Annotated in this window: 20 protein-coding genes; 11 read left to right on the forward strand and 9 right to left on the reverse strand. The window is 42.5% G+C overall.

The annotated features are described in order from the left end of the window. Positions 1–181: 181 nt before the first annotated feature. The 9 genes from IJ23_RS03860 to IJ23_RS03900 all read right to left on the reverse strand — a co-directional run bounded on the left by IJ23_RS03860 (position 182) and on the right by IJ23_RS03900 (position 5,805). Positions 182–532 carry a hypothetical protein gene (locus tag IJ23_RS03860; protein ID WP_033905455.1) on the reverse strand — a complete coding sequence of 117 codons (351 nt, stop codon included), beginning with the start codon at positions 530–532 and terminating at the stop codon, positions 182–184. Then, the gene (locus IJ23_RS03865) at positions 532–1,083 is read right to left on the reverse strand and encodes an N-acetylmuramoyl-L-alanine amidase (RefSeq protein WP_050550060.1); all 552 of its coding nucleotides are present in this window, start codon (positions 1,081–1,083) and stop codon (positions 532–534) included. Before IJ23_RS03865 ends, IJ23_RS03860 begins: the two co-directional genes overlap by 1 nt. A 233-nt stretch (positions 1,084–1,316) precedes the next feature. Then, positions 1,317–1,496, reverse strand: a complete 180-nt coding sequence (locus IJ23_RS24715; RefSeq protein ID WP_146192901.1) for a hypothetical protein — start codon at positions 1,494–1,496, stop codon at positions 1,317–1,319. Between the two features lie 212 nt (positions 1,497–1,708). Then, positions 1,709–2,464, reverse strand: coding sequence for a hypothetical protein (locus IJ23_RS03875; protein ID WP_033905458.1), 756 nt, complete (start codon positions 2,462–2,464; stop codon positions 1,709–1,711). Positions 2,465–2,473: 9 nt separating this feature from the next. Then, positions 2,474–2,758 (reverse strand): PAAR domain-containing protein, encoded by a 285-nt coding sequence (locus tag IJ23_RS03880; protein ID WP_033905459.1) that lies wholly within the window; start codon positions 2,756–2,758, stop codon positions 2,474–2,476. A 6-nt stretch (positions 2,759–2,764) separates the two neighbouring features. Then, positions 2,765–3,535 (reverse strand): hypothetical protein, encoded by a 771-nt coding sequence (locus IJ23_RS03885; protein WP_033905460.1) that lies wholly within the window; start codon positions 3,533–3,535, stop codon positions 2,765–2,767. After that, positions 3,532–4,509, reverse strand: a complete 978-nt coding sequence (locus IJ23_RS03890) for a hypothetical protein (RefSeq protein ID WP_033905462.1) — start codon at positions 4,507–4,509, stop codon at positions 3,532–3,534. Before IJ23_RS03890 ends, IJ23_RS03885 begins: the two co-directional genes overlap by 4 nt. Continuing rightward, positions 4,502–5,263, reverse strand: coding sequence for a hypothetical protein (locus IJ23_RS03895; protein ID WP_033905463.1), 762 nt, complete (start codon positions 5,261–5,263; stop codon positions 4,502–4,504). Before IJ23_RS03895 ends, IJ23_RS03890 begins: the two co-directional genes overlap by 8 nt. Positions 5,264–5,265: 2 nt before the next feature. Further along, complete coding sequence (locus tag IJ23_RS03900; protein WP_033905465.1) at positions 5,266–5,805, reverse strand: hypothetical protein; 540 nt, start codon at positions 5,803–5,805, stop codon at positions 5,266–5,268. A 695-nt stretch (positions 5,806–6,500) separates the two neighbouring features. Here IJ23_RS03900 and IJ23_RS03905 point away from each other — a divergent pair. From IJ23_RS03905 to IJ23_RS03955, 11 genes are all read left to right on the forward strand, one after another. Beyond that, positions 6,501–7,727: a reverse transcriptase family protein gene (locus IJ23_RS03905; protein WP_230850634.1), complete on the forward strand. Its 1,227-nt coding sequence runs from the start codon at positions 6,501–6,503 to the stop codon at positions 7,725–7,727. Further along, positions 7,720–8,433 carry a retron Ec48 family effector membrane protein gene (locus tag IJ23_RS03910; protein ID WP_230850633.1) on the forward strand — a complete coding sequence of 238 codons (714 nt, stop codon included), beginning with the start codon at positions 7,720–7,722 and terminating at the stop codon, positions 8,431–8,433. Before IJ23_RS03905 ends, IJ23_RS03910 begins: the two co-directional genes overlap by 8 nt. A 119-nt stretch (positions 8,434–8,552) precedes the next feature. After that, a complete protein-coding gene (locus IJ23_RS03915) occupies positions 8,553–9,275 on the forward strand; it encodes a hypothetical protein (protein WP_033905470.1) in 723 nt (240 codons plus the stop codon). 154 nt (positions 9,276–9,429) lie between these two features. After that, positions 9,430–10,143, forward strand: coding sequence for a hypothetical protein (locus IJ23_RS03920; protein WP_033905471.1), 714 nt, complete (start codon positions 9,430–9,432; stop codon positions 10,141–10,143). 141 nt (positions 10,144–10,284) lie between these two features. Beyond that, on the forward strand, positions 10,285–10,749 hold the full coding sequence (locus IJ23_RS03925) for a GIY-YIG nuclease family protein (protein WP_010448940.1): 465 nt from the start codon (positions 10,285–10,287) through the stop codon (positions 10,747–10,749). A 150-nt stretch (positions 10,750–10,899) separates the two neighbouring features. Then, a complete protein-coding gene (locus IJ23_RS25280; RefSeq protein WP_033905472.1) occupies positions 10,900–11,241 on the forward strand; it encodes a hypothetical protein in 342 nt (113 codons plus the stop codon). A gap of 703 nt (positions 11,242–11,944) precedes the next feature. Continuing rightward, complete coding sequence (locus IJ23_RS23725) at positions 11,945–12,484, forward strand: hypothetical protein (RefSeq protein WP_050550061.1); 540 nt, start codon at positions 11,945–11,947, stop codon at positions 12,482–12,484. 114 nt (positions 12,485–12,598) lie between these two features. After that, entirely contained in the window at positions 12,599–13,549 is a 951-nt protein-coding gene (locus tag IJ23_RS03940; RefSeq protein WP_152560877.1) for a hypothetical protein, read from the forward strand. Positions 13,550–13,660: 111 nt separating this feature from the next. Next, positions 13,661–14,077: a lysozyme inhibitor LprI family protein gene (locus IJ23_RS03945; RefSeq protein ID WP_029823828.1), complete on the forward strand. Its 417-nt coding sequence runs from the start codon at positions 13,661–13,663 to the stop codon at positions 14,075–14,077. 154 nt (positions 14,078–14,231) lie between these two features. Beyond that, entirely contained in the window at positions 14,232–14,630 is a 399-nt protein-coding gene (locus tag IJ23_RS03950) for a DUF6232 family protein (protein ID WP_025539256.1), read from the forward strand. Between the two features lie 197 nt (positions 14,631–14,827). Continuing rightward, positions 14,828–15,106, forward strand: coding sequence for a hypothetical protein (locus IJ23_RS03955; RefSeq protein ID WP_033905474.1), 279 nt, complete (start codon positions 14,828–14,830; stop codon positions 15,104–15,106). The last annotated feature ends 16 nt before the right edge of the window (positions 15,107–15,122 follow it).

The raw sequence follows: 15,122 nt of genomic DNA on the forward strand, positions 1-15,122 counted from the left end.
GCGAAAAAAATAGGGGTAAAATTGCATTTAAATTATTGTTATATAATGAATTTATTTCTTTTTGTGTGCTTTTGTGGGAATGGTAACGACAGGGGATTTCTATGTCGTTGATCGTGCATCTTTTTTGAGAGAAAAGGGGATAGGAAAGGGCATCTAAAAAAATTTAAAAAATTTTCAGTTGTTATAGGGTTCCTGCCAAAAAGCCGAACACGTTGCTTAGTAGCTCTTGTGTGTCAGTCTCTAAGCATGGAAGGTCAACACCATAGAAAACGGCCAAAAAGTCACGAACAATGAGTTGATAAACGACCACCAGCGCGATGCTCCATATCATCGCGGCGCGTCCAGTACGTACCAATGTGTTAGAGCTGGCCGCTTCAAGCTCTGCCAGTTTGTAGGCAAACTCTTTGCGTTCTTCGTCACTGGTAAACACACGATCACCAAACTCGGTCAGTTCGTGGATAATGCCACCTACTTTCTCGCTGGTGGCGCTATTAAATAGACTACTTGTAAACACTTTTGCTAGTCCCATCATTAGTTGCTCTCTTTAATGTGTTCTGCGAACGCTTCTGCCAGTGCTACGGCTAGCTTTTCGCGCAGTCCCAATCCCTTTTGTAACGACTCGTCGTTAGACAAAAAGAACGGCTCCAAAATCACGGCTGGCATTTTGGTTTTCATCAAGAAACGCCAACCGCGAGTATCAGTACCAGTGTTCGAGATAGGCTTAAGGCCACGATCACGCTGTCCGATAAGTCCAGCCACCGCTTTTTGTAGGCGCTGAGCAAGTGCTTGACTCTTGTCCGACTTATGCCAATGCAATGTCTCTGAACCTTGAACTGACTTATTGGCCACGCTGTTACAATGTAACTCGATGGCATAGTCAGCGCCCGATTCGTTCACATCACCGATCATCCGTGAGTAGGTGTCTCGATACATGATCACTGGAAGAATGTCTCGCTTATGTAGCTCGGCGGCCAATAAGCTGGCTAGGGGATGATTATAGCCATACTCATTCATTCCGAATGTTTCGTTGTAAGCGCCGCCATCTTTAAAACTATGGCCAACAACAATACAGACTTTTTTCATTTTATAAATTCCCAAACTTAGCTTAACTAATATGTACTTAGGTATTGACTATGTTCGGAATAGGAAATATATTTGCTTTACCAGATCGGCATCCCAATCGACTGGTGTCAACTAACGTTGAAACTTCATTTTTAACCTTTGTAATAGCTTCTTGCGCCGCGAACACTTACCTCGCGGCTTTTTTTTGCCTGCAATTTAGAAAAAAACCAGCGCGAACGCTGGCTTTGCTTGGATTATGGTCGGTTTTGAACGGGCTCTATCTTGTTTGATTTGAAGTAATCAAGAACAGGATTAACTCGATAGGGTTCTACGTGGAAGCTGGCCATCACCTGATCTTTACGCATCAAGTAAAACTGATTTCCGCTGTATCGCACCGCATCAAATATCACGTTCATTCTGCACCCATCGTACATGTACTCTCCCTCAACACTGAGGCTTTTGCGTATCACAAAGGATAGTCGCGCCTTGGTGGATTTAAGCTCGTTTCGAGTTCTAAATAGGTTAATTGCTAGTACGATGATAAGCGACATTAATCCGCATAGTTCATATGCGTTTAAATAAACTGAATAACTCATTTTGTCTTTTTTCTAGTGCGAATAGGAAAGAGATTATCAACAAAAACATTCTACAGTCTAAATACCTCCGCTGTCGCGTCTTTGATGCTCGTTTTTTTCGTCTGGTTGCTACAAATGGTAAATGAAATCGCCTTAGTGAAGTAGCCTAACGCTAAGGTGCGTTCCTCTTTCGACGCAATGATCATTGCGTCAATCACCGTGCTTGAGCTGGTCACGCCACCAGCAAGGGGAGACATGATCTCGTTTAGCGCATTCGCTTGGTTTTCTAGTTCCGGCGGCAAGTCTGGTGGCGGTAAGGTTGCACCGTTATCTGACTCACTGCCGCTTGTTGGTGGCGTTAATGCAGTATTGATTTGCGCCATAAGAGATACGGCTGCATCCACATGGCCGGAAAGACCGTTGATCACTGCCTCAAGCGCTTTCAGTTCTTCCTTGCTGGTAATTGGCAAGATACTCGGAGCGGGTACGTTGTCCTCTGTACCATCAACCTTGTGTTTGATGTTCACACCAATAGACACTTGTTCGAGGTCGGTTGGATCGGTGATCAACACTAGGTGCTCATTCCATTGCGTTAACGTGGCCACCGTTGCGCTCACTGAGTCATTCAAACCCTTAAGCGTTACCACTAACTGCGATGCGCCTTGGTAGTCCTCAATATCCTCGCTCACGCAGCCTGATAGCTTCCCTGACAAACTTTCACACTTCACCTTAAGGGATTTGCCTCGGGTAAGGTTCTCCGCTTCCTTAAGGCCGCCTACGTCTAAAAACTGGCGAAACTGTTCGATTTGCTCTTGTGTGTCTAACATCAAATTGCCTCAATCAATCGTCACCAAGTCGTTACCGTTTACCAGCGTAGCGCCACACCCAAGGGCATCGCCTACCACGGCGACCGGAACGCCATTAACAGTAAGTTTTGAACTACCAGTAATAACGCCTACGTGCGGCGGGTTATCTGGTTTTACGTGCATGACGGATATATCGCCCGTACCTAATACATTGATTCCATTCACGGTCAGTAGTGGCTGGCCAGAAACAAAAACACCTGGACTAAAGCCACCATGACCACTATCCACACTCCCTACAATTCCTACGGCTGGCATAGTGCATTACCCTAATGTAAATGGAGCTGCGGCAGCCTTAACAGCGAACTGGCCACCAGCATCGATATTGACGTTACCACTCGCTTTAATGGTCACTTCATTGCCCTCTAGGTTGGCTTTACCGGAGGCTTTTACGGTTGCATTACCACCCGCTTCGATGTTCGCATCGCCTTTCACTTTGATAGTTAGTGCGCCTCCGATTTGCTCCAATGTGTTCCCTGTTGAGCTGCGAAACGCATTGCCCTCGACGTGGATAACACATTGGCCATCTGGTGTGATTTCAATGGCCGTGCCGCTTTGGGTATGCGTTACTGAGTAGCCGCCTTGATGCGTGATGAGCTCGCGCAAACCAAATCGCACAAAGAGCGCATCTTTGCGGTCATAGGCTGGTGGCTCGGGTTCACCCTCGGCTCGTTTAGGCTGATAGGCTTCTCCGTTCACCTCGCTTGGTAGGTACGACTCATAGTTAGGCGCGTAGTAAAGCGATCCGGTAATACGGGGATAACGGGTATCACCATTACGAGGAAAATCCACCCAAACCAGATCCCCTTTTTCCACTGGCACTGCATGGCCACCACTCGGTTTTGCACCTAATGGCAGTAGAAACTCGGCAAAAGGTAAATCCTTATCGGGGATTGCATCCCAATAACCAAGCAAGCGAACGGATACCATGTACAAGCCTTTCGGATGGACAGGATTGACCACCTCGGCCTGATAGCTACCAAACAAGCGGTTAGTGACGTTGGTGCGTGTTCTGTTCTCTGACGAATCGCTCATAGGTTGCGTACTCCCAACTCGATACGACACTGATACCGGTTCCCACGTTGGCAATGGGCGACACGGTTCATGATTTGTTTCTCTGGCATGGACTCATCCAGCTCGGTAGCGGGTAGCCGTTTATGGAATAGCACTGAGCACACCGAAAGAGGCGTAAAGGCAGTATTTCCGGTAAGTTCCACATCCAAAATAGGGATGATGGCCATGTGTTGATTATTCAGCGCCTTGGCTTGTGGAACGCTAACCATAACCATAGCGCCCGAACGTTTACCGCCTTGGAAGCCCTCGACGGTATCCCAAGAGGCATAGTTACGGTTAAGAACGCGCTCAAACAGGGCTTCCTCTCCGATAATGGAGTAGTTTGCAATGCTGTGCTCTGCTTCCTCTGGATTCGACTGTTCCAGCTTGAATTGCTCGCTCATATCCATGTTCTTGAGCGACTTAAAGTGCATAACACCACGGCAGATAAACGCCACTGAGCCGTAATCTCTGGCCATTGTTCGAATTAAGCGAGACTTAGTACCACCAGCATTTAAATGGTACGTAGCGCCACGCTCAAAGCTGTCACATTCGATTTTTAGCTCGGGTAACAGCTCGGCCAGAATGTCTTTAGGCTGCATTTCAACAAAGAATCGAGGCGTTGTGACTGGCTCTTTAAGTAGGTGCGCATCCTTTTGGAATGCTTGAACGGTAAGCATACCGTCAGCGCTGGTGGACTTGGCCACAATGAATTTTTCAATCCAAACCTGATCGCCTCGCTCGTTCACATCGGCCATCGTGACCTCGATCTCTGAACCGCGCTTAATCCCGTAGTCATCCCGATAAACGGCAGCCTGATCCATGATTTCCATAACCAGCTTGTTGCCGTCCATCGAAGCACACTCAATGTAGGTAAACGAATGAATGTGCTCGATAGGGATGTCATTTTCGTTGGTGACAACTTTTTGGGCGAGAAAGTATTCTTTGTTACTCAATGACTCGACCTCCCACACCAATCGCACCCTGACGGACAGTGATCGACTCGGCCTCATAAACCTCTGCAATCACTTCAAAAGAGATTGAGGAAGCAAACAGGCGAGTATTTTCATGGTCTACTTCGGCGGGTTCGGTCATCGCATCTTTACGGCCACGTATCTCGATGCTGATTTCCATTTCAGTACCCGCGAGCATGGTTTTCGCTCTGAATACATGCTTACGCTTGCCCTTGGTATGACGTAGCCAAACCATTAAACCTAGCGCTAGGCGGCTAAGGGTAGACTGGTTCCAAGCTAGGGCATTAATGCGGTAGGTAAGCGCGACAAAGGACTTATTAATCACGGCATAAGGCTGGCCTTGTTCATTGGCCAGTTCGCCATAGTCAGCAATATCGACGTACTCCGCGCCATCAACAAACCCAATCACCGGATCGCGCGTGATGTAGCAAACAGGTAAAAGCTCATTACGGTTTGCTTTCACCTTGTCACCTAGTTTGGCTGTCAACTTAGATAGGAATGACACTGGATCGGTAAAGTTGCCGTAATAAATCTTTCTCGACTTATCACGGCCAACAAAGCGAGAAAACTCACTGTTCTCTCGACGCTTAGTGTCAGCCACAACTAAGGAATCAAGCACGTTCTGGAAAAAAGCAGCCACCGCACGATCGATGTCGGTTAGCTCGGTGTGTTCCACCTTGCCATCGAATGTCACTACATCGCATGGGATTTCAAAGAACGTCTCATCCAGTTGCATGCTTAGTCCTCCAAATCGTCCAGCTCGTAATACTTACGGCCTTTTACGATAGTGATGCACTTATCACTTCGGTGTAAGGTCACATCGAACTTGTGGAAGTTGCTCGTTAGGATAGGGAGGTAAGCCGATACTGGCTCATTGCGCTGGTAGCCGTCTCGCGTTTTGCGGCCTTTACCGGATCGGTTGCCCTCATAGATTTGAATGACCGCGCAATCAAAATCAATCTTGGCCATGTCTGCGATCGCTGCATCGAGGTCTTTGTGCATATTAAGCACGTTCGCGCACAACATGACGCAAAAACGGCGTTTTGAGCTGTCAATTTCGGCAATATTGCTCACTACGCCTTTGGCTTTTGAGCTCGGGTCAAAGTGAGTGACCGTCATGCTATGCTTGTGGCAGTTAGTAAGACATTCTTCTGTTAGGTCGGGAAACTTACCGCAACCAAAGTTAAGAATGTTGTTCGCGTATGACCAGTTAGGCGCAAGTTTGCTAAGGCGCTCTACACTGACTGGCACTTGCTTTCGGCTAGTCTGTAATGTCATGACCACTCCATGATTGGAGCAGCGCTTTAAGGATGGGTTGGAGTAGGCCTAATATTAACGTTAAAGCTCGATTACGTCACTGTCTTGTAACGTTTCTTTGGATTCTAGCTCTGTCGAACTTTATGGTAATGTTTATCTGTACAATTCAAGGTAATTAGGGGGCACAATTTGGCTAACTCATTACTGTCCCATTGTTTGTTATCACTGAAGCTAATTAACTTCTTTTGGATGAAAGCTTCTCTTACCTATAGTTATCCGAGGGTGTGTCGATGTAAGCATTTTAAAATTATGCTTCATTTTGCAATCTAATACCCATTACATCTCATTAACCTATTGATTATCAATTGAACTGTAATTGGAAAGTCAGCATGATAGGAGTATGAAAGGCGGCTAAAAGCCTTATAAAAAGCGTTATAACTAAATCCATAGTTGCATATCAAATATTCGCTGATAAAATACTTCGTGCGTAAGCGATTCGCTTACCTGTTGCAACTGATATTAATTACGTTTACTGCATGCTCTTTGTGTAAAGAGCGCTGAACTAAGGTTCAGCTTGTGCCAAGCCGCACCCCATGCGCTCCGCTCGCCCCTTCGGACCGAGAGTAGCGAAGGACGATGGGCTTAGCCAGAGGAATAGTGGCAGTTAGTAAACGTTGTCAGTGAATGCATCACTATTTCTCATCTCTGGATAAAGAGTGGCTAAGCCTATATTGTTGGTAAAAATGTGTAATCTTACCCCTAAAAAAACAACCGAAAATTCCATTTCATCCGTAGCTAATCTTTGCGATGCACTAGATATTACACTTGACGACCTTGAGGCTCTTTCTCGCTTAAGCGATCAAGAACGATACGTTCGTGATTCTGTAGAAAAAAGTGATGGGACTATAAGGACCGTTTATAAACCTCACTATCTGCTTAGGAAGATTCAGCGACGAATCAACCGTAGAATATTTACAAAAATTGTAGTGTGGCCAGACTATATTTTTGGCTCTGTCCCAAATACTTTGGGACCAGATAAGAAAGTAGTCAAACGTAAAGATTACGTAAGTTGTGCTGCGCAGCATTGCGAGTCAAAGAGTCTACTTAAAATCGACATAAAAGACTTTTTCGACAATATTCATATCTATCATGTCAAAAAGGTTTTCTCAGACTTTTTTAAGTACCCAGAAGAAGTTTCGGAGTTGTTGGCTGAGATTTGTTGCTTTGAACAACGTGTTGTTCAAGGAGCATTAACGTCAAGCTATATTGCAAGTTTGTGTTTGTGGGATATAGAGCCCAAGCTTGTTGAGCGTTTACAAAGACATAAACTGACTTATACGCGGCTAGTTGACGACATAACAGTATCGTCTAAAGTATCAAATTTTCAATTTGATATGGCACTTTCGCATATAACTCGAATGCTAGAAGACAAAGACTTACCTATAAATCATTCCAAAACTAAGATTTCTTACGTATCAATTTCTCCTCTAATGGTTCATGGGATGCGAGTGAATTTTTCAGAACCAAGATACCCATCTGATGAACTCCGAAAGCTTAGGGCATCTGTACACAATCTAGAAAAATTAGCGTCTCAAACAGGGTATCGAACAACGTTTGCGTATAGGAAAGATTTCAATCGTTGCTTGGGTAGGGTAAACAAACTAAAAAGAGTTAAGCATGATAAACATGCCGTTTTATTGAAGAAACTTAAGAAAATACTTCCCTTGCCATCAAAAACTGATTTAAAACGAGTTGGTTTATCAGTTAACCGATTGGAGTCTGACTACTCAGATAAAAAAGAGACTTATTGGTACAAAAAGAGGTTTTACATGGCTCAAGATCGCCTGAATATCTTGAATCGTACTTTTACTAAATCTGCCGCTCAATATAGAGAGCGTTTAAATAAAATTAAGCCATTATATGACAGTATTGAAAATGGGTAAGCCAGAAAAAATTTATAATGTGTTTTTTCTCTCGCTGGGGGCTATTGCCATTCTTGGATTGTTTGTCTTGCTTTGGTCATTGGTTTCTACAATGATAGCGACGAAAAGCTATGAGCTAGAGTTGTGCTTTACTAGTGAATGTTTAGTAAACGCCAAAAAAATCTATAAACCTCAAATTGATTTGCTATTTGGTATTGTTTCTCTTGCTGGCACTGTTGCAACGATTGGCGGTATTATAGTCGCAGTGCACACTTACATGAATAACGTGAGTACAAACGCACTAAGTAACCATATAGCTCACCTTCAAGTTTTCCAAGATTACATGGTTATAGAATTAAGCAAGCATGATCGCTTGAGTATTTCATCCGTTGATGTATATGGTTGGTATAACTCAATATTTACTGAGTCAGCTCAAGGTCGGGTACGGGTCTCTGACTCATATAAGCAAAGTGTTCAGTCTATAAACAATGTGATTCTTCAATCTAATTCCGAGTCTCAGACCGCCGAGGATGGCTCTTTTCGTTATAAGCAGCATCAAACACGAATGACTTCTACCCTTAATGAATTCGGTATCAACATGGGGTTCCACCCAAGAAATGACTACTTTGAAATTGAAGGGCAGGTATTGGCGTTAATTTCTTCCATTAACAATGCTTTTTGTTCTAATTCTGAAGTAATTCACTTTGAACAGCGTCAATATATTTAGTTATAACAAAGCATTTAAGAGTGATTCGCAACGCTCGGCATTTTCGCTTCGCTCAAGTATAGCCGAGCGCAGCTCACACCTTAATGCGGCGTTATGTATCTCGGTTGGGAGGGTTTCAAATGACGGTAGTGCAACGGTTTTTAGATCAGTTTGGTCAGAACTTTAGTAAGAAAAAACAGAAAAAGGTAACGAGCCTAAGCCGTAGTAGTGGTCGTCTAGTTTCAACTGCACTTTACGGCGGAGGTCGAACATCAGATCCGGAAATTCAGGTTATCGCTACGTTGCTGAGAGAGTTCAGAGATATTGAATTATATGCTTTTAAACTAAAACCAAATAAAGTTATTTTAAAGGCTAAAACTCAAGATGGTTACCCTGTATTGATCCATCCTCAATATCGTATTCCCAAGCCTATGAGGTTAAACGGTAAAAACGCTAAAAGGCAATTCTATTGGTATGTTGATTTGGCTGTAGAAATCTATGATAAGCGGGATGAGTCTGTTGTCATTGGTATCTGGGCAATGGAGTATGATGGTTGCGCAGAGCATTTTACAGAGTCTGGTATAAAATCAGATAGATTTCGTGACATGGTGATAAATACTGAAACTGATATTGTGAATGTCCATATTACTAAAGAACACTGGGCTTCTTATCAAAATGAGTATACAACAAATATGCTCCGGTTTATTGAGCGTCGCACACGAGATGCCACGTTTATGAGTTTGTCTGACCTTAAACTAAGAGATGTTAACTTAATGAGTTCTCCTGAACTGGAGTTTGTGAACGAGAATGGTACTTTACGTGCGACATCTTGGGAATTCACTGTGCCTGAAGAAAATACATAACAATCTGTTTAAGAGGGATTCGCAACGCGTGGCATTTTCACTATGCGTTGGTTTTAGTGTTTAAGGTGGTATGCGGCAGCTTTGGTATTGCGTTGCTCACCCCTTAACAGGGCGTTAAGTGCCTAGGTGCTCTCAGCGATTAAGGAAATAGTAGTTGAATAAATTCAAGCCCTTTCATGTAATTCTTCTTACCTTAGCTCTTATTGCACTTGTAGTAGGAGCCTATGCTTTTGGGGTCGTTGGGAAAAATGAGCTCTCATTTAAACCGTCCGCTTGGGTAGACTTTTCTTCTTACTTCAATGGGATGTTAAGTCCAATACTTGCCGCTTTAGCAGCAGCTATAGCATTTTTCTCACTTACTCATCAACTCAACATTGCTAGAAAAGAATCATCTTTAAACGAACAGATTTCTAACTACCTAAATCATATCACTATGCTTCAAAACATGGTTGATAAAAGGTGGCGTACAGTAACTCGTGTATCAAAACTCGACTGGGAAGAAGAACCCTTTCTGGCAATTAATATGGAAAATTTTAAAAAGTCTTTTAGATCTAATGGTTATTTAGCGCCAGAAGTCATTCGATTGTGCGGTTTATTCGGTGAACTAGTTGATGCAATGCAGTGGTATACGTATCTTCATAAATCTAAGATATCGTCCGAAAAGCAAGAATTTCCTAGAAAGGAATGGGCTCATTTTTCTAAGTCCCTGATACGTGATCAGGACAAAAAAATGAGGTTTTGCTATCAATATTGCCTTTGGTTAAATAACGAACCTAATTCTCATAATAGTAGGTATAAAAAAGAAGTTCTGATTTATATCCAACTATATGAAAGCTTGTGTCAAGATGGCACTTTGCTCGAAGAATAGGCACTTAACAAATTGTTTAAGAGTGATTCGGCACGCGTGGCACTTTTACTATGCGTTAGGTTTAGTGATTAAGGTGGTATGCGGAGGCTTAGGTATTGCGTGCCTCACACCTTAACAAGGCGTTAGGGCTACAAGGAAATTATGGCACTCTATTTTATTATCGAAAACGAAGACCTAATTAATCAGCGGATTAAAATCGGAATAAGCAAAGATCCGGTTAAGCGTCTAAAGGCTTTGCAAACGGGAAACTCGAGAAGACTTGCATTAATGGGCTGGATTGACAGTGGTACTGATCGTGAGCTTGAAAGGCAACTGCACCAGAAGTACAGAGAGCAGCGTGTAATTGGGGAATGGTTCGAAATAAACCATGAAGTTGTACTCGACTTATTAAAAGCGCATAGCCACTGCAGTTATATCGCAAAACAATCTAACGCAGGTGAATTGATAGGTTATGACAGGCATGGAATCCCCGAATATGAAGATACTTGGGAGTGGGGAACACTCGATAATTCAGATTATTGCCCTGAGTGCGGTAGTAGCCTAGGACTTAGTTACAATGAAAACTATGGCGGTGAACGCTGTTTAAAGTGTGGTTTCACCGTGTAGTTGCAGCCCTAACAATCTGTTTAAGAGTGACTCTCAACGCGTGGCATTTTCACCATGCGTTGGTTTAAGTGATTAAGGTAGTATGCGGCGGCATCAGTATTGCGTTGCTCACACCTTAACAGGGCGTTATGTGACCAGAGAAGGAATAACATGGAATACATACCCAAACTATTAGCTAGTAAATTTAAATGGGCTGCTACTTCTTCCTTACTGAAGCTTTGGTTTATATGTGTCTGCTTTGTTTTTTTGATGCCTTTATTGGTACCGATTCTCATGCGTATTAATGGTGATTTGGTATTATTAATGTTGAGTGCCTATTTAGTGTTTCTATTAGGCATATTTTCCGCTAAGTATTACTCTAGAACAGATGTGTTGTTAGGTACTCCGGTTCCAAAAAATAATAAGCTGAATTTTGTATTCCTAGCGGTATTCTATTTTAAGTTAAGTTGTACTGTTCTCTTGGCTGTTTCCCCACTGTTTTTTGGTGATTAGGTTTTGGGGCAAGTCACATAACAAACTGTTCAAGAGGGATTCGCAACGCGTGGCATTTTCACTGTGCGTTGGTTTAAGTGATTAAGGTGGTATGCGGCAGCTTCAGTATTGCGTTGCTCACCCCTTAACAGGGCGTTAGTACGGGTTTGACATCAAAGGTCATCAGTTTTGGTGTTTATCTGTTTTGGCGCTCGTCTTTACACCTTTCAGTTTGTACCTTTCACGTTCTTTCCGGTGGCACTATATGCGGAGTGTTTGCTTTGATTTCACCGTTTACGGCTTCTAACTCTTAGTCTATTTCTTTGGCACTTCTTCAATTTTTTGGTGGCTTTTGAGAGAACCTTGATTACTTTTGGTGTGGCTGTTGAAGTACGAGGAAAGAATCCTTTTCTAATTTGAAATTGGCAAAGTAGGGCAGTCCAGTGCATTTTTCTTCTAGCCAACTTTCGTCTTTCAATCGGGGTAAAGTTTTGTAGCTACCCGTCTCACTTCAGTGTTCAAAGCCTTTCATATCATGCCACTTTTCAATATCTTGGAGCGCATAAATAGAAGTGGCGCATGTACTAACAAATTGCTTAAGAGTGATTCGTAACGCGTGGCATTTTTACTATGCGGTGGCTTATGGTGATTAAGGCGCTGTGCGGAAGCTTTTGTATTGCGTTACTCACACCTTAGCAAGGCGTTATGTGCCAAGGGGGGATATATGGCAACAGAATGGATAGATATAGCTGATACGGCGGTAAAAATAGGGTTAGGCGCATTAATTAGTGGTGTATCTACATATAAGGTCTCATCCCTGAATCACAAGAAAGAGGTTGAAAAAGCTCTAATTGAAAAGAAGATCAATATCTTGGAAGAAATATCTGAAAGTGCTGAGACTTATTTCTATTTTTGCACATCACTTTATAACGGTGTCGGTGGTATGCAACGAAATGCCAAAAATGTAGGGGCGCAGTTAACTGAACCTCAGCGAAAAAAATTGGCAGATAAGCATCTACGTTTAGAGGAAGCTCTAGAACACAGGAACAAAGCTATTTCAAAAATCAAGATTTTATCTATCCCAGAAGCTGAAAAAGCTCTTATGGATCATAATAAAGTGCTGTCTGCATTTAGATCTTTAGTTGTTTTTGACAGGACCATGCCTACAGCCGAGTTCCTAGAAGAATCACGAGAACAGTATCTTTTGCACAAGGATAAATTTTATAGTGCTTTAAGTGCATATATGGCGAAAGTTGGCACATAACAAAGCATTTAAGAGTGATTCGCAACGCTTGGCAGTTTCGCTTCGCTCAAGTATAGCCAAGCGCCGCTCACACCTTAATGCGGCGTTATGACAACTATCTAGAGTATTGTATCAATGAAAATTTCATATGATTGTTGCGATTTTAAGGGGACATACTCCCATCTGAATTCAGCTAACAGTTCATTGACTGTCGATTGGGAAGACCTACTTTGGGCAATTATGACTGTAGGCAAGCGGCATCGAAGAGCTTTGTATTCAAATGGTTTTTATTCCCACGCGGAAATCTTAAATAGGATTTACTTGTTGCTAGCTAACCTAACTGAATCGAGAGGCTATATATATACTTCTGATATTTATAGCGATTCTGACCCAACAGAAAAGACGTTTACTTCTTTTATGCTTGGTATGGCTATGTCTAAACTATTTTCCGAAAAGTTAATTCAAACGCCATGGTTGGCACATGTTCATTGCTTAAAGAGTGTCCTTGGTATTCCAGTGGGAGCGTCAGGTAAAGTAACTAAATCTCGTCCAGATCTTATTGGTCGTAACATTAGAGGTGAATTCGTTATTGTGGAGGCAAAGGGTACTTCCGGTAAGTTTAATAGCTCTACTCAAGTGAAAGCGAAGCAACAAACCACCGTCATTGGTACTGTCAATGGAAGGGCTCCTGTTGTAAGAGTTGCGTCGCAAGCATACTTTTCGGATGAGCTGTCCGTGTACTTTCAAGACCCCGAGCCGGAGCGTGATGGGCTTCAAATTGAATTTGAAGAAAACGAGTATTTTAGCGCCTACTACCATTTACTGAGTAACTTGAGTGATGAAACTACTCAAGCTTTGAAAAGGTTTGGTATAGAAATAGGATTCACACAAGAGCTAGAGGGGGCTCTTGAGTCTCGAGACTTCAGCCGTTTTAAAGAGCAAGCTAATGAAAGTTATAAAGATAGCAGTGGCTTCAAAGTGTTTAGTGACGGGATCAAGATACGTCTTAACACAAAAAAATGGAAAGAGGCTTTAACTAATGCAGGTACACGTAGTCATAACAAAGCGTTTAAGAGTGATTCGTAACGCGTGGCATTTTTGCTTTGCGGTAACTTCAGTGTTTAAGGCGCAATGCCGAAACTTCGGTATTGCGTTACTCACACCTTAACGCGGCGTTATGTGCTTTCGGAGAAAACAATGAAGAAGCGTCTAATCATCATATTAGCTAGTCTATCATTTGGTGCTCTTGCTGAAGAAGAGTCCATTGACTGTAATAATGCGATGACCACAATCGAGATAAACCAATGTGCCGCGATTGAGCTAGAGTCAGCACAAGTTAAATTAGACAAATATCTAAACACTAGCTTTGAGCACAACTCTCATGACTCAGAACTGATCGCAGCAATTAAACTTGCTCAACAGGATTGGCAAGCATATATGTCCTCTCACTGTGATTCGGTTTATACGCAATGGCGTGATGGAACTATTCGTGGAATTATGGCGATATCGTGCAAAACTAAGTTAACTAAGCAAAGAACGCACGAGTTATGGGAAAACTTTTTAACTTATATGGACAGTACACCCCCAGTTTTACCGGAGCCAAGTGTAGAGTAGGTTTCAAGCACGCACATAACAAACTGTTCAAGAGGGATTCGCAACGCGTGGCATTTTTACTATGCGTTGTTTTTAGTGATTAAGGTGGTATGCGGCGGCTTCTGTATTGCGTTGCTCACCCCTTAACAGGGCGTTATACGAATAGAGGGAAATTATGTACAAAAGTAATGATTTTAACTTGGATTCAAAAGAGTTCAGGTTTAAGAAAGACTCATATCCTTTGTCTAAGATAAACAATGTTAGGGTTAAAAAGTTAAGTTTTCTTGATAATTTAGGTCAAGTTTTATTCTGGGTATGTGTTTTTTCAGGGGCAGTTTGGTTAGTTATTCCAAGGTTGGAAGAGGTGCCACAATGGCTACTAGTTTTAGTTCTTAGTCTGACGGTTGTAGGTTTGGTTTTTGCTCTTTTTCGTTGTTCTAAATATGCACTTCAAGTCGAGTTTCGTCACATAGATGAAACGGGCGTTCAATGGGTTAATGTCGCTAAGTCATACTCAAAGTCAGATTGTGAGTTATTTGAACAGCAAGTGTTGGCACTGAAGAAATTCGTATAACAAATTGTTCAAGAGTGATTCGGCACGCGTGGCATTTTTACTATGCGTTGGCTTTAGTAGTTAAGGTGTTATGCGGAACCTTCGGTATTGCGTGCCTCACACCTTAACAAGGCGTTAGGCGACATGAGACAAACGATAGAGTAGTGATAGTATCTTGGGGTGCATCTAGCTTCAGTTAACGGAAAAGGAGCGGGTTAATGAATGGTAAAGCATTTGATAATTGGCAAAAATCGCGAAAGAAAGGGTGTTTAAATTGGCTTTTCAGAACCACTTTCGTCACAGCCATTTTGTACATGATTTTTAATGTTATTTTCCTTTATCCATCTTCTGATGCGCCAAGCATTACGATTTTATTATCGGATAATGCTCTTAATTACTCAATTTACACGATCGGGATGTTTTTCGCATTTTGGGCTATTTGGCTATACAACGAATCTTCGTATGAGAAAGAAGTTAAACGTAGAAATGTCGCCTAACAAGAGACTATGGCGT

The organism is Vibrio sp. OY15, assembly GCF_000742455.1.
Lineage (GTDB): Bacteria > Pseudomonadota > Gammaproteobacteria > Enterobacterales > Vibrionaceae > Vibrio > Vibrio alginolyticus.

Bases quoted from the DNA above. Each gene is read 5' to 3' on its own strand.
- IJ23_RS03940 (WP_152560877.1), top strand. From the start codon at position 12,599: ATGAAAATTTCATATGATTGTTGCGATTTTAAGGGGACATACTCCCAT.
- IJ23_RS03945 (WP_029823828.1), top strand. From the start codon at position 13,661: ATGAAGAAGCGTCTAATCATCATATTAGCTAGTCTATCATTTGGTGCT.
- IJ23_RS03900 (WP_033905465.1), bottom strand. From the start codon at position 5,805: ATGACATTACAGACTAGCCGAAAGCAAGTGCCAGTCAGTGTAGAGCGC.
- IJ23_RS03860 (WP_033905455.1), bottom strand. From the start codon at position 532: ATGATGGGACTAGCAAAAGTGTTTACAAGTAGTCTATTTAATAGCGCC.
- IJ23_RS03885 (WP_033905460.1), bottom strand. From the start codon at position 3,535: ATGAGCGATTCGTCAGAGAACAGAACACGCACCAACGTCACTAACCGC.
- IJ23_RS03950 (WP_025539256.1), top strand. From the start codon at position 14,232: ATGTACAAAAGTAATGATTTTAACTTGGATTCAAAAGAGTTCAGGTTT.
- IJ23_RS03875 (WP_033905458.1), bottom strand. From the start codon at position 2,464: ATGTTAGACACACAAGAGCAAATCGAACAGTTTCGCCAGTTTTTAGAC.
- IJ23_RS03865 (WP_050550060.1), bottom strand. From the start codon at position 1,083: ATGAAAAAAGTCTGTATTGTTGTTGGCCATAGTTTTAAAGATGGCGGC.
- IJ23_RS23725 (WP_050550061.1), top strand. From the start codon at position 11,945: ATGGCAACAGAATGGATAGATATAGCTGATACGGCGGTAAAAATAGGG.
- IJ23_RS03895 (WP_033905463.1), bottom strand. From the start codon at position 5,263: ATGCAACTGGATGAGACGTTCTTTGAAATCCCATGCGATGTAGTGACA.
- IJ23_RS03955 (WP_033905474.1), top strand. From the start codon at position 14,828: ATGAATGGTAAAGCATTTGATAATTGGCAAAAATCGCGAAAGAAAGGG.
- IJ23_RS03910 (WP_230850633.1), top strand. From the start codon at position 7,720: ATGGGTAAGCCAGAAAAAATTTATAATGTGTTTTTTCTCTCGCTGGGG.
- IJ23_RS24715 (WP_146192901.1), bottom strand. From the start codon at position 1,496: ATGTACGATGGGTGCAGAATGAACGTGATATTTGATGCGGTGCGATAC.
- IJ23_RS25280 (WP_033905472.1), top strand. From the start codon at position 10,900: ATGGAATACATACCCAAACTATTAGCTAGTAAATTTAAATGGGCTGCT.
- IJ23_RS03880 (WP_033905459.1), bottom strand. From the start codon at position 2,758: ATGCCAGCCGTAGGAATTGTAGGGAGTGTGGATAGTGGTCATGGTGGC.
- IJ23_RS03925 (WP_010448940.1), top strand. From the start codon at position 10,285: ATGGCACTCTATTTTATTATCGAAAACGAAGACCTAATTAATCAGCGG.
- IJ23_RS03915 (WP_033905470.1), top strand. From the start codon at position 8,553: ATGACGGTAGTGCAACGGTTTTTAGATCAGTTTGGTCAGAACTTTAGT.